9 protein-coding genes are annotated in these 12,902 nt (G+C 74.4%); 4 read left to right on the top strand and 5 right to left on the bottom strand.

Annotated features, from left to right (window positions below):
• Positions 1-13: 13 nt before the first annotated feature.
• Positions 14-1,129 (bottom strand): ADP-ribosylglycohydrolase family protein, encoded by a 1,116-nt coding sequence (locus TNCT1_RS13060; RefSeq protein ID WP_143631066.1) that lies wholly within the window; start codon positions 1,127-1,129, stop codon positions 14-16.
• A gap of 289 nt (positions 1,130-1,418) precedes the next feature.
• On the opposite strand from TNCT1_RS13060, the gene TNCT1_RS13055 reads away from it, so the two are divergent.
• A complete protein-coding gene (locus TNCT1_RS13055; protein WP_143631065.1) occupies positions 1,419-1,955 on the top strand; it encodes a DUF2165 domain-containing protein in 537 nt (178 codons plus the stop codon).
• On the opposite strand, the gene TNCT1_RS13050 is transcribed toward TNCT1_RS13055, so the two are convergent.
• Positions 1,948-2,517 carry a hypothetical protein gene (locus TNCT1_RS13050; protein WP_143631064.1) on the bottom strand — a complete coding sequence of 190 codons (570 nt, stop codon included), beginning with the start codon at positions 2,515-2,517 and terminating at the stop codon, positions 1,948-1,950. The genes TNCT1_RS13055 and TNCT1_RS13050 overlap by 8 nt on opposite strands.
• A 70-nt stretch (positions 2,518-2,587) precedes the next feature.
• On the bottom strand, positions 2,588-5,173 hold the full coding sequence (locus tag TNCT1_RS13045) for a bifunctional FO biosynthesis protein CofGH (protein ID WP_143631063.1): 2,586 nt from the start codon (positions 5,171-5,173) through the stop codon (positions 2,588-2,590).
• 749 nt (positions 5,174-5,922) lie between these two features.
• Between TNCT1_RS13045 and TNCT1_RS13040 the strand changes: the two genes are divergently transcribed.
• From TNCT1_RS13040 to TNCT1_RS13025, 3 genes are all read left to right on the top strand, one after another.
• Entirely contained in the window at positions 5,923-6,318 is a 396-nt protein-coding gene (locus TNCT1_RS13040; RefSeq protein ID WP_143631062.1) for a nitroreductase/quinone reductase family protein, read from the top strand.
• Between the two features lie 177 nt (positions 6,319-6,495).
• Positions 6,496-9,459: a BTAD domain-containing putative transcriptional regulator gene (locus tag TNCT1_RS13030; protein WP_143631061.1), complete on the top strand. Its 2,964-nt coding sequence runs from the start codon at positions 6,496-6,498 to the stop codon at positions 9,457-9,459.
• A 200-nt stretch (positions 9,460-9,659) separates the two neighbouring features.
• A complete protein-coding gene (locus TNCT1_RS13025; protein ID WP_143631060.1) occupies positions 9,660-9,833 on the top strand; it encodes a sigma-like protein in 174 nt (57 codons plus the stop codon).
• Between the two features lie 72 nt (positions 9,834-9,905).
• Here TNCT1_RS13025 and TNCT1_RS13020 read toward each other — a convergent pair whose 3' ends face one another.
• Positions 9,906-10,463: a hypothetical protein gene (locus tag TNCT1_RS13020; protein WP_143631059.1), complete on the bottom strand. Its 558-nt coding sequence runs from the start codon at positions 10,461-10,463 to the stop codon at positions 9,906-9,908.
• Between the two features lie 81 nt (positions 10,464-10,544).
• Positions 10,545-12,887 (bottom strand): PQQ-binding-like beta-propeller repeat protein, encoded by a 2,343-nt coding sequence (locus tag TNCT1_RS13015; RefSeq protein WP_143631058.1) that lies wholly within the window; start codon positions 12,885-12,887, stop codon positions 10,545-10,547.
• Positions 12,888-12,902: the final 15 nt, after the last annotated feature.

The following is a 12,902-nucleotide window of genomic DNA, read 5'->3' as shown; positions in this document are numbered from 1 at the left end:
GCGCCGGGGCGGCTCAGGCCCGCGGATAGCGGGCGAGCCAGCCCGGTGCGGACCCGGCGGGGCCGTGCAGGGCGGGGCCCTGGGTCATCTCCATCGCGAAGTCGTCGGCCAGTTCCAGGACGGTGGGACGGCCCTCCAGCTCGGCGAGCCAGGCGGGCGGCAGGGCCGTCTCGCCGTGCAGGGTGCCGAGCAGTCCGCCGGTCAGGGCGCCCGCCGCGGCCGAGGGCCCGCTCTGGTTGACGGCCAGGCACAGGCCGTGGCGTACGTCCTCCCCCACCAGGGCGCAGTAGACGGCGGCGGCAAGCAGTCCGTCGGCGGTGCCGTCGCCGGCCAGTTCCTCCACCCGTCCGGGGCCGGGCAGGCCCTGTCGTACCGCGCCCAGCGCGTGCTGGAGGGCGTCGGCGACGGGCTGGTGGCCGGGGCGGGCGGCGAGCAGGGCGAGGGCCCGCTGCACGGCGGCGTCCAGGCTCTCGCCGCGGGCGAGGCCGTGCACGATGACGGCGTACGCGCCCGCCGACAGGTAGGCGATGGGGTGCCCGTGGGTCTGGGCCGCGCACTCCACGGCGAGCTGGGCGACGAGTTCGGGCTCCCAGCCGACGAGGAGGCCGAAGGGCGCCGAGCGGGCGACGGCCTCCGGGCCCAGTTCGCCGGGGTTCTTCGGGGTGTCCAGGGTGCCCATGGTCTCGTCGCCGAGGCCCAGCAGCAGGGCCCGGGTCGGGTCCCGGCGGGCGTACAGCCATTCCTCGCGGGCCAGCCAGCCGTCGTCCTTGCGGCGCTCGTCCGGACCCCAGTCCCGCTGGGTGGCCGCCCAGCGCAGATACGCCCGGTGCAGATCGGTCGGCGGGTGCCAGGCGCCGGTGTCGCGGCGCACCTGGGCCCGTATCAGCCCGTCCACCGTGAACAGGGTGAGCTGGGTGTGGTGGGTGACCGTGCCGCGCCGGCCGTGCCCGAAGGCGAGGTCGAGCAGCCCCTCCGCGCCGTACGCGGTACGGATCTCGTCCAGGTCGAGGGCGTCGGCGGGCCCGCCGAGCGCGTCGCCGACGGCCACGCCGAGCAGGGCGCCGCGCACCCGGCTGCGGAAGTCCTGCTGCTCGGCGCGGCCCCAGACGGCGCCGGACGTCGCGCCCATGCAGGCCTCCTCGGCACGTCCGTACGTAGACGCCCAGCACTGTAATCGACCGGGGACGGCCTGTTCACCGGGGCGAATCGGTCCCGCCCGGTCATTCCCGTACAGTCCCGCCCGGTCATTCCCGTACAGCTGTGAGCGCTTCCACCCCGTCCGCGGCGGGGACCGGCGGCGGGCCGCGCGGGTCCGGGGCGCCCCGGCGGGCGCGAGGTCCTCAACTCGGCCTGAAGCAGGCGGGTTTCTGGCGCGATGCGCAGGGGAGAACTCGTGCCGCGACGGGGAGAATCCAGCCATGACCACCACTCCCACCACAGCAGCCACCGCCACCACGCGCACCTCCGGTACCGGCGCGCACCTGGCCGCCGGTGTCCTCACCGGCGTCGTCGCCCTCTACATCGCGCTCGTCGCACTCGGGAACATCACCGACTTCGGGACCAACCAGCAGTTCGTACGGCATGTGCTGGCGATGGACACGACGTTCAAGGACGAGGACCTGATGTGGCGGGCGATCACCGGCACCGCGCTCCAGGACACCGCCTACGTGCTGATCATCGCCTGGGAGACGGTGGCGGCGCTGGTGCTGACGGCGGGCACGTTCCTGTGGGCGCGGCGGGACCACGGGCGGGCCCGGCGGTTCTCCGTCTACGGGCTGCTGATGCTCGTGCTGCTCTTCGGCGCCGGGTTCATCGCCATCGGCGGCGAGTGGTTCGCCATGTGGCAGTCGAAGACCTGGAACGGACTGGACGCGGCGACCCGGGTGCTCGTGCTCAGCGGGGTCGCGCTGATCGTGAACCTGCTGCCGGACGGACGGCGGGGCGGAGCTAGCTGACGACCGTCACCTTTGCGCCCAGATCCCCGAAGGACCACAGGGCGGCGCCGTCCTGCTTGTGCATGCGTATGCCGCCCAGCTTCTGGCCGTTCGCCGGCGGGGGCGAGGAGCCGTCGAGGGCGTTGGAGAAGGCTATGTTCACGCCCTCGGCCTTGGTGAAGTACATCACGTGCTCGATCTCGACGCCGTCCGAGCCCTTGAGGGACTGGGTGCGCAGGGTGATCGAGTAGCGGCCGGGCTGCGGGTCCACCGTGCCCGGCCACACCGTGAACGTACGGGCGGCGTGGCCTGTCGCGTCGACCAGCCACACCCGCTTGTCACCGACGGAGTAGACGATCCGGCGGCCCGATCCCGACCCGTCCGGCAGGGCGGGCGGGGCCGACCGCTCCGGGCCGGCGGAGGCGTGCGGGCGCGCCGACGCCGACGCCGACGCGCTGGGCGCGGCCGCCGCGGCCGTGGGATGCGGACCGTGCTCGGCCTGCACGCCAAGGGCGACGACGGCGGCGGTCGCCGCCACCGTCAGACCGGAGACCCAGGCCCACGAGGGCAGTCGGGCAGCCACGGGTACGCATCTCCTCCGCTATGGATCCCCTTGTCGGAACCGGGGTCGGATCATCGTACTCAGTCCGCCCTCAGTCCAGGACCGGCAGCAGGTCGGGCAGGTGGCCGTCGGACGCCTCGGCCGCCCGCCGCCGCTCCTCGGGCACCTCGCCGTACAGGGTCGTGCGCGGCTTCGCCGGCCGGCCGGCCGCATCCGCCACGGCGACCAGGTCGCGGACCGACTTGTAGGAGCCGTAGGAGGAGCCCGCCATGCGGGAGATCGTCTCCTCCATGAGGGTGCCGCCCAGGTCGTTCGCGCCGGAGCGGAGCATCTCCGCCGCGCCCTCGGTGCCGAGCTTCACCCAGCTCGTCTGGATGTTGGGGATCCACGGGTGCAGCAGCAGCCGCGCCATCGCGGTCACCGCCCGGTTGTCCCGGGTGGAGGGGCCGGGCCGGGCGATGCCCGCCAGGTAGACGGGCGCGTTGGTGTGGATGAAGGGCAGGGTGACGAACTCCGTGAAGCCGCCCGTCTCGCGCTGGATCCCGGCCAGGGTGCGCAGGTGGCCGAGCCAGTGGCGGGGCTGGTCCACGTGGCCGTACATCATCGTGGAGGAGGACCGGATGCCCAGCTCGTGGGCGGTCCTGATCACCTCGGTCCAGGTGGCCGTGGGCAGCTTGCCCTTGGTGAGCACCCAGCGGACCTCGTCGTCCAGGATCTCCGCCGCGGTGCCGGGGATGGAGTCCAGGCCCGCCTCCTTGGCGGCGGCCAGCCACTCGCGGATCGGCATGCCCGTCCGGGTCGCGCCGTTGACCACCTCCATCGGCGAGAAGGCGTGGACGTGCATCCCGGGGACGCGCTCCTTCACCGCCTTCGCGATGTCGAAGTAGGCGGTGCCGGGCAGGTCCGGGTGGATGCCGCCCTGCATGCACACCTCGACCGCGCCGACCTCCCACGCCTGCTGGGCCCGGTCGGCGACCTGCTCCAGGGAGAGGGTGTAGGCGTCGGCGTCGGTGCGGCGCTGGGCGAACGCGCAGAAACGGCAGCCGGTGTAGCAGACGTTGGTGAAGTTGATGTTGCGGGTGACGATGTAGGTGACGTCGTCGCCCACCGCGGACCTGCGCACGTCGTCGGCCACCCGGCACAGCGCGTCCAGCGCCGGGCCGTCCGCGTGCAGCAGCGCCAGGGCCTCGGCGTCGGTCAGCCGGGTCGGGTCGTCGGCGGCCGTGCGCAGCGCCTGCCGTACGTCCGTGTCGATGCGCTCGGGCGCCATGCCGGGGGCGGCCGCCTCGCGCAGTGCCTGCCAGTCGCCGTACACCTCGTCGAAGTCGGCGCGCCGGTCGGCGGTGCGGCCCTCGGTGTCGATCGCGGTGTGCAGGTCCGTGCGGCCGGTGGCGGTGAACGCCTCCTCCGGCTCCTGCCAGGGGCGCCCCTCGACCACCGCGTCCGGCAGTGCGAGTCCGGTCTCCGGGTCGGCGAGCGCGCCGACGTGGGGGCGCAGCCGCGGATCCAGCCAGGGCTCGCCGCGGCGGACGAACTCCGGGTAGACGCAGAGGCGTTCGCGCAGCTCGAAGCCGGCGGCGCGGGACCTGGCGGCGAGTTCGTCGATCTGCGGCCAGGGGCGCTCGGGGTTGACGTGGTCGACGGTCAGCGGCGACACCCCGCCCCAGTCGTCGATACCGGCGCCGATCAGCCGCTCGTACTCCCCGTCGACGAGGTTGGGCGGCGCCTGCAGACAGGCCGAGGGGCCCATGATGAGCCGGGCGACGGCCACCGTGGCGACCAGGTCGTCGAGTTCGGCGTCCGGCATGCCGCGCATCGCGGTGTCCGGCTTGGCGCGGAAGTTCTGGATGATCAGTTCCTGGACGCCGTGGTAGGCGCGGGCGACCTTGCGCAGCGCGAAGAGGGACTCGGCGCGTTCCTCGTAGGTCTCGCCGATGCCGATCAGCAGGCCGGAGGTGAAGGGGACGGAGGAACGCCCCGCGTCCTCCAGCACCCTGAGCCGGACGGCCGGTTCCTTGTCCGGGGAGCCGAAGTGCGGGCCGCCGGGCTCGGACCAGAGCCGGGTGGCCGTCGTCTCCAGCATCATGCCCATCGAGGGGGCGACGGGCTTCAGCCGCTGGAAGTCGGTCCAGCTCATCACGCCCGGGTTGAGGTGGGGCAGCAGGCCCGTCTCCTCCAGGATGCGGATGGAGACGGCGCGGACGTAGGCGATGGTGTCGTCGTAGCCGTGCGCGTCCAGCCACTCCCGCGCCTCGGGCCAGCGGTCCTCGGGTTTGTCGCCGAGGGTGATGAGGGCTTCCTTGCAGCCGAGGGCGGCTCCCTTGCGGGCGATGTCCAGCACCTCGTCGGGGGACATGAACATCCCGTGGCCCGCGCGGCGCAGCTTGCCGGGGACGGTGACGAAGGTGCAGTAGTGGCACTTGTCGCGGCACAGCCGGGTGAGGGGGATGAAGACGCTCTTCGAGTAGGTGATGACGCCGGGGCGGCCGGCCGCCTCCAGGCCCGCGTCACGCACCCGGGCGGCGGACGCGGCGAGATCGGTGAGCGCCTCGCCGCGGGCCTGCAGCAGCACCGCCGCCTCGGCGGCGTCGAGGGCGACGCCGTCCCGGGTACGTTTGAGGGCGCGACGCATGGAGTTCTCGGTGGGGCCGGTTCCGGAGGTCGCGGAAGTGGTCATCCCCTGAGCATACGTTCGGGGTGATCAGCACGGGGGCGGGCCGGGACGGTCCCCTGGCCGGGGCGGCGGCGCCGCCTGCCGACCGGCGCGGGGCGACGATCGCGGCGACCGCGTGCGGTGGGCGGGGGCCCGGAACCCGGCGTCCGGGGAGCCGGCGGCCCGGACGGCGCCGCTCCGCCAGCCGCGCGGCACCTCCCCCGGCTCCGGGGCGGGCGACGGCTGGGGCGGTGCGGCGGTTTGGGCGGCGCGGCGGCTCAGGCGGCACGGCGGATTGGCCGGCACGAGCGGCGCGGCGACTCGGGCGGCACGGCGGATTGGCCGGCACGAGCGGCGCGGCGACTCGGGCGGCACGAGCAGCCCTGGCGGCGCGGGCGACACGACGGATCGGGCGGCGCGGGACAGGCCGCCAGCGCGACGTCGAGGCGGTGCGGGACAGGCCGCCAGCGCGACGTCGAGGCGGTGCGGGACAGGCCGCCAGCGCGGCGTCGAGGCGGTGCGGGACAGGGCGCCGGTGCGACGCGGGCGGTCTCGGCGTCGAGGCGGGGAAGGCCCACGCGTCCGTGGCCGGCCCGGGCCCGCTGCCGGGAGCCGGGGCCGCGCGGGTCCTTGCGGTGGCTCCCGACCGCGGGGGAGGCTGGCAGCGTCAGTCGTACGAGAGCCCGGGCGCCACGCCACAGGGCCCGCGCGGGGTCGGCGCGGTATCCGGGCGGGGCCTGGGAACGGCCGGGGAGAGCGGGAGATCCAGGGACATGTCAGGCCGTGCGGACCTCAAGCAGCGCGTCGTCACCCGGTTCCAGCGGTATGTCGCCAATCCGCTCAACCGGCGCCTGCCCTTCCAGACCCTGCTGGAGACCACCGGCCGGGTGAGCGGTGAGCCGCGGCGGACGCCGGTGGGCGGGCGCCGGGCCGGGGAGTCGTTCTGGATCGTCTCGGAGTTCGGCCGCAAGTCGCAGTACGTGCGCAACATCCAGGCCGACCCGCGGGTCCGCGTCCGGGTCGCCGGCCGCTGGCACCACGGCACCGCCCACCTGCTGCCGGACGACGACGCCGTGGCCCGGCTGCGCTCCCTGCCCCGCTTCAACAGCGCGGCGGTACGGGCGTTCGGCACGGACCTGCTGACGGTGCGGGTGGACCTGACGGACTGAAGCCGGCCGCGCCGGCCGGCCGGAGGGACGGGCCTCCGTGTGGGGAGACCGTGTGCAGACCCTGTGGACCCCGGCGTACCGGTCTGTGATCGGCGTCTCCCGCTGCTGACGCAACCGCCCCGAACAAGGCAAACTGACGGGGTTGTTCGGGATGACGGGTCCTAGGGGGTCGAACGCATGGACGGTGGGCCGCGAGTGCCTGGGCAGCGGCGTGCCGGCTCCGCGGTCGCCGCGGCACCGGAGGTGACGCGCTTCGGGGTGCTCGGTCCGGTGCGGGCCCGGCGCGGCGAGGAGGCGCTGAACACCGGCTCGCCGCAGCAGCGCGCCCTGCTGGCCGCCCTGCTGCTGCGCGAGGGCCGCACGGCGACCGCGGCGGAACTGATCGACGCGCTCTGGGGCGCCGAGCCGCCGTCCCAGGCACTGGCGGCGGTGCGCACGTACGCCTCCCGCCTGCGCAAGATCCTCGGCCCCGGCGTCCTGGTGAGCGAGTCGGGCGGCTACGCGGTACGGGGCCTCGGCGAGGGCGCGCTGGACCTCGCGGTGGCGCAGGAGCTGGCGACCGAGGCGGACAAGGCGCGCGGCGGCGGCGACCTGGGGCACGCGCGGGAGGCGCTGGGCCGCGCGCTGGCCCTGTGGGACGGCGAGGCGCTGGCCGGTGTGCCCGGACCCTACGCCGAGGCGCAGCGGGTGCGCCTGGAGGAGTGGCGCCTGCAACTCCTGGAGTCCCGGCTGGACATGGACCTGGAACAGGGCTGCCACGCCGAGGCGGTCTCGGAGCTGACCGCGCTGACGGCCGCGCACCCGCTGCGTGAGCGACTGCGCGAGCTGCTGATGCTGGCGCTGTACCGCAGCGGCCGGCAGGCGGAGGCGCTCGCGGTGTACGCGGACACCCGCCGGCTGCTCGCCGAGGAGCTGGGTGTCGACCCGCGCCCGGACCTGCGGGAGCTCCAGCAGCGCATCCTCCAGGCGGACCCGGCCCTCGCCGAGCCGTCGGCGCCGGTCGCCGGGCCCGCCGTGGTGGCGGTCCGTCCAGCCCAACTCCCGGCTTCGGTGCCCGACTTCACCGGCCGCGCGGCCTTCGTGGACGAGCTGAGCGAGGTACTGGCGTCCGCGTCCGAGGCGGAGGGCCGGGTGATGGCCGTCTCGGCGCTGGCCGGGATCGGCGGCGTCGGCAAGACGACGCTGGCGGTGCACGTGGCCCACCGGGCGCGTTCCGCCTTCCCCGACGGCCAGTTGTACGTGGACCTGCAGGGCGCCGGCCCGCGCTCCGCCGAGCCGGAGACGGTGCTGGGCTCCTTCCTGCGGGCACTCGGCACGGCGGACTCGGCGATCCCGGACAGCCTGGAGGAGCGGGCGGCGCTGTACCGCTCGGTGCTGGACGGCCGCCGGGTGCTGGTGCTGCTGGACAACGCCAAGGACGCGGCCCAGGTACGGCCGTTGCTGCCGGGCACGGAGGGCTGCGCGGCGCTGGTCACCTCCCGGGTGCGGATGGTGGGCCTGGCCGGCGCCCATCTGGTGGACCTGGACGTGATGTCCCCCGAGGAGGCCCTGGCCCTGTTCACGAAGATCGTGGGCGAGGAGCGGGTGGCGGCGGAGCGGGAGGCCGCGCTCGACGTGGTCGGGGCCTGCGGCTTCCTGCCCCTGGCCATCCGCATCGCCGCGTCCCGCCTGGCGGCGCGCCGCACCTGGACGGTCTCGGTCCTCGCCGCCAAGCTCGCGGACGAGCGGCGCCGGCTGGACGAGCTCCAGGCGGGCGACCTGGCGGTCAAGGCCACGTTCGAGCTGGGCTACGGCCAGCTGGAGCCGGCCCAGGCCCGGGCGTTCCGCCTGCTGGGCCTCGCCGACGGTCCCGACATGTCCCTGGCGGCGGCGGCCGCGGTGCTGGACCTTCCGGTGGAGGACACGGAGGACCTGCTGGAGTGCCTGGTCGACACCTCGCTCCTGGAATCCGCGGCCCCCGGCCGCTACCGCTTCCACGACCTGGTCCGCCTCTACGCCCGCTCCTGCGCGGAACGGGACGAGCAGCCGCCGAGTGAGCGGGAGGCGGCGATGTCGCGGTTGCTGGACTTCTATCTGGCTACGGCGGCCGGGGTCTACGCGCTGGAGAGGCCTGGGGACCGAACGGTCGCCCACCTTGAGCGGACCCGTTACGACGGACGGCGGTTCTGTGACGCCTCGGAGGCAACGGACTGGCTGCACGCGGAGGCGGAGCCCCTTCTCGCATGCGTGCAGCAGTCGTTGAGGCACTCGACACTGCGTCGCGCCGTCGATCTCCTCCTGACCACCATAGATCTGGCGGAGTCCGGGGCCGGATCCCGGCGGTACGAGACGACCGCCATCGCCGCGTGCGAAGCGGCCGCGACCGCCGGTGACCAGCACGCCGAGACACGGGCACGCATCACGCTGGCGCAGGTCCTCAGCCAGACGGGCCGGTTCGAAGAGGCGGAGCGGGAGGCCAAGAAGGCGGACCGACTCAACGAGGCCGCCAACGACCCCTGGGCCAGCAGCACAGCACCGAATCAGCTGGGCATCATCGCCATCTGCCGGTCCATGTACGCCGAGGCGGAGGGCTATCTCCTCAGGGCCGTACGAGCCTTCCAGAACGACGAGAACAAGCCCGGCGAGGCGAGCGCGGTCTGCAACCTCTCGCGCTCGCTGGCATCGATGGGCCGCGGCACACAGGCCATCGAGCTCGCCCAACGCGGTATCAGGATCTACGACGAGCTCGGCATGTCCGTACGCCTTGCCAACGCGCGCTACGCCTCGGGGATCGTCCTCACGCAGGCCGGCAGACTGCCGGACGCCCTGGAGCAGCTCGAAAAGGCGCTGCGGATCTTCCTGGAGAGCCGTCAGCGCCTCTGGGAGGGCACCACGCATTTCCGCATCGCGCAGGTGCATCTGGCGGCCCGCCGTCCGGCCCAGGCGGCCCAGCACGCCGAGCAGGCCCTGGCGATCGGCTGCATCGGCGGCGACTGGATGCGGGCCAACGCCCTGACCATACTGGGCAAGGCGCTGGAAGCTATCGGCCAGCCGGACCGGGCCCGTGCTTGCTGGCTGGACGCTCTCCGGATCTACGAAGAGACCGGCTCGTCCGAAGCGGACGACGTCCGAGGCCTGCTCACGCCGATCGTCGCGGCCTGAGGCGGCCGGGAGCGTTCATCGAACGTTTATGGGCTGCTGCCACTCTCATCTAAGCGATCCGCCGCGTCGGGGGGCAGACGGATCTCCTGGGCCTCACGGCTACTCTGAGGCCTCTGGAACACCCGTTCGGCAGCCCTCGGGGGAGTTGCCGAACGGGTGGGCCCGCCAAGTGAGTCATCTGTCTATCGGGGAGTTCCGTCATGAGGGAAGCCAAGAAGGCCGAGGAGATCACCACGTTGGACCAGCACGCTCCTGCCCCGCCCAAGGCGGTCGAGGAGATCACCACGCTGGACCAGCACGCTCCTGCCCCGCCCAAGGCGGTCGAGGAGATCACCACGCTGGACCAGCACGCCCCGGCCCCGCCGGCCCTGTAGACCCAACTCCCAGCGGGGGGAGCGGCCGCGGCGGCGCGGAGGGGGAGCCGCCGCGGCCGTGGTGTGTCCGGGTCAGCGCACCGGCCGCGCCACCGGGTTCGCCCTGCAGTGGTGGACCTCGAGGATGAGGCCGTCGTCGGGGCGGCCGAAGGAGTCGACGAGTTTCACCTGGGCGCGGGCGCTGCCGCCGGCCGGGACGGTAACGGTGGCGGTGTTGTCGGCGACCGCCGAGCCCCGCTTGTCGTCGAACTCGACCCGCACCGTGAAGTAGCCCTCGACCGCGTTGGGGTTGGTGACCTCGACGGTCGCGTACTGGGCCTTCTCCGTCGCGCAGCTCACCAGCCGGGCCTTCCCGGCCTTCAGGGACGGCGTCGGGCTGGGCGTGGCACGGGTCCCGCCGCCGCTGCCGGAGGTGCTTCCACCGGTGGTGCCGTAGTCGTCGTCGTAGTCGCGGTAGTGGCCGGAGCCCGACTTGCCGACGCCCGACGACGTGTCGTGGTCCTGGCTGGAGCTGCTGCAGCCGCCTGAGTGGCCGCGGCTGTGCCCGTGCCGGCCCGTGAAGCCGGTCAGGGCGAGCACCACCAGCGCCGACACCGCCGCGAGCCTGATCGTGTGACCGCTTCGTCGCATACCGTCACCCTATCGGCCCACTGTCACGGCCCTGTCACCGCGCAGCCGCCGTCCCGTACCCGGCGGCGGCCGTCCCGCGCTTCACGCCGTGCGAGCCGTGCCCGTCCCCTTCTCCGCGTCCAGCGCGTACACGCACCGGTCCTTGCTGCACGCGTACACCACGCCGTCCTTGACCACCGGGGAGCCGGTGATCTCGCCGCCGGTGGCGAGTTTCCAGCGCAGGCGGCCGTCGTCGGACTTCAGGGTGTAGAGGAGGTGGTCGGTGGAGCCGAAGTGGATGCGGCCCTCGGCGACCACCGGGGTGCCCACGACGTCCCCGCCGGCCTGGAAGCGCCACTTGGGGGTGCCGGTGACGGCGTCCAGGGTGTAGAGGCCCTTGCCGCTGCCCACGTGCACATGGCCGGCGGCCACCAGGACCGGCTCGACGGAGGAGCGGGCCTCGGTGGCGATGCGCCAGCGGTCGCGGCCGTCGGTGGCGTCCAGGGCGTAGACGGTGCCGAGGTAGTCGGCGAGGTAGACGCCGCCGCCGGTGACGGCGGGGCCGGGCGCGAAGGCGGGCGGGCAGAGGAAGACCGCGGGGGCCTCGAAGTGCCAGCGCACCATGCCGCTCGCCACCTCGATCGAGAGGACCCGGGTGCCGGCGGAGACGTACACGTAGCCGTCGGGCGCCGGGGTGATGCGGACGGGCACGCCGCCGCAGGAGGCCGCGTCGCCGATCGGGTACGACCAGCGCTCCTCGCCGGTGCGGGCCTCCAGGGCGCGCAGCCGGGCGTCCTGCCAGACGTAGACGGTGCCGTCGTGGACGGCGGGGCCGGCCTCGGGGGACTCGAAGTCGGTCTGGCAGCCGCTGATCTCCCACAGTTTCCGGCCGTTCGCCGCCTCCCAGGCCTGCGCGCCGCCGCCCCGGGTGCCGGTGACGACCGTGCCGTGGTCGGCCTGCAGCGAGTACACCCAGGCGTCCGTGTTCAGCCGCCACAGGTCGCCGCCCTCGCGGGCGTCCAGCGCGAACAGGGTGGGCCCGTCGGAGGCGTGGACGCGGCCGTCCGCGACCGCCATGGACCAGGCCACGTCCCGCGTCTTGAAGCGGCGGCGGCCGGTGGCCACGTCCAGCGCGTGCACCTCGAAGGAGGTGACGTAGACCAGCTCGCCGTCGACCGACGGGGTGCCCCAGACGTCGTTGGACATGCGGAAACGCCACGGGCGCCAGCCGTTGGCGGTCTCCGGGGGCATGGCCGGGACGGGCGGCACGGCGGGGTCCGCGCCGGCCGCGCCGTGGCGGGGGCGGGACCAGCCGGCGACCAGGCCGGCCTCCGGCGGGGGCGCCTTGACGGCGGCGGCGCGGGCGTCGGCGACGCGCGGCCCGGGGCCGATGGGCACCGCGGCGCCGGCCAGCCGGACCGGCCCGGTGTCGGGGGCCACGGCCGGCCCGGTGGCCGGGACGGCGGGGTCGTAGGACGGCGGCGGGGGCACGGCGGCGCGGCCGCCGCTGCGCGGGCCGGGGGCGGTGGGGGCCGGCTTGGCGGCGGGGCGGCCGCCGCGGCGGGACTCGATGAGGCCGACCGCCTTCTCCGGCAGCCAGGCGGAGGCGGTGCCGCTGTCGTCGGAGCCGGAGCCGAACAGGTGCGGTGCGAGCTGGGCCTGGAGGTCGGCGGGGTTGGGCCGGCCGGTGGCCTCCATCTGCATGCAGGACTCGATCAGCGGGCGCAGCTCGTCCGGCAGGCCGGTGAGGTCCGGGCCCTCGCGGAGCAGCATGAACACCGTCTCGACCGGATTGGCCCCGTGGAAGGGCGGGTGGCCGGTGGCGGCGAAGACCAGCATCGAACCGAGCGAGAAGACGTCGCTGGCGCCGGTGACGCTGCGGGAGTCCTTGGCCTGCTCGGGCGACATGTAGGCGGGGGTGCCGACGGCGACGTTGGTCATGGTCAGGCGGGTGTTGGAGACGCCGGAGGCGATGCCGAAGTCGATCACCCGGGGGCCGTCCTCGACGACGAGGACGTTGGACGGCTTCAGGTCGCGGTGGACCAGGCCCGCGCCGTGGATGGACTGCAGGGCCTCGGCCACGCCCGCCGCCAGCCAGCGCACCGCCTGCGCCGGGAGCGGGCCGCACTCGTTCACTATCTCCTCGAGGGAGGGGGCGGGAACGTAGGCGGTCGCGAGCCAGGGCACGGCGGCGCGGGGGTCGGCGTCGACCACGGCGGCCGTGTAGAAGCCGGAGACCGCGCGGGCCGCCTCCACCTCGCGGGTGAAGCGGACCCGGAAGAGCTGGTCCTCGGCCAGCTCGGTGCGGACCGTCTTGATCGCCACGCGCCGGCCGGACGCCGACCGTGCCAGATAGACCAGCCCCATGCCGCCGGCCCCCAGCCGGCCCAGCACCTCGAACGGCCCGATCCGCCGCGGATCGTGCTGCGTCAGCTGATCCACCACTTGCCTGCCACCTCC

Source organism: Streptomyces sp. 1-11 (genome assembly GCF_007176755.1).
Taxonomy (GTDB): Bacteria; Actinomycetota; Actinomycetes; order Streptomycetales; family Streptomycetaceae; genus Streptomyces.
Note: the sequence above shows the minus strand (reverse complement) of the source record. Positions and strands in the feature narration are given on the sequence as shown.

Excerpts from the sequence above, each read along its gene's own strand:
- TNCT1_RS13040 (WP_143631062.1), top strand. The coding sequence starts at position 5,923 with ATGTCAGGCCGTGCGGACCTCAAGCAGCGCGTCGTCACCCGGTTCCAG.
- TNCT1_RS13030 (WP_143631061.1), top strand. The coding sequence starts at position 6,496 with ATGGACGGTGGGCCGCGAGTGCCTGGGCAGCGGCGTGCCGGCTCCGCG.
- TNCT1_RS13020 (WP_143631059.1), bottom strand. The coding sequence starts at position 10,463 with ATGCGACGAAGCGGTCACACGATCAGGCTCGCGGCGGTGTCGGCGCTG.
- TNCT1_RS13045 (WP_143631063.1), bottom strand. The coding sequence starts at position 5,173 with ATGACCACTTCCGCGACCTCCGGAACCGGCCCCACCGAGAACTCCATG.
- TNCT1_RS13025 (WP_143631060.1), top strand. The coding sequence starts at position 9,660 with ATGAGGGAAGCCAAGAAGGCCGAGGAGATCACCACGTTGGACCAGCAC.
- TNCT1_RS13060 (WP_143631066.1), bottom strand. The coding sequence starts at position 1,129 with ATGGGCGCGACGTCCGGCGCCGTCTGGGGCCGCGCCGAGCAGCAGGAC.
- TNCT1_RS13055 (WP_143631065.1), top strand. The coding sequence starts at position 1,419 with ATGACCACCACTCCCACCACAGCAGCCACCGCCACCACGCGCACCTCC.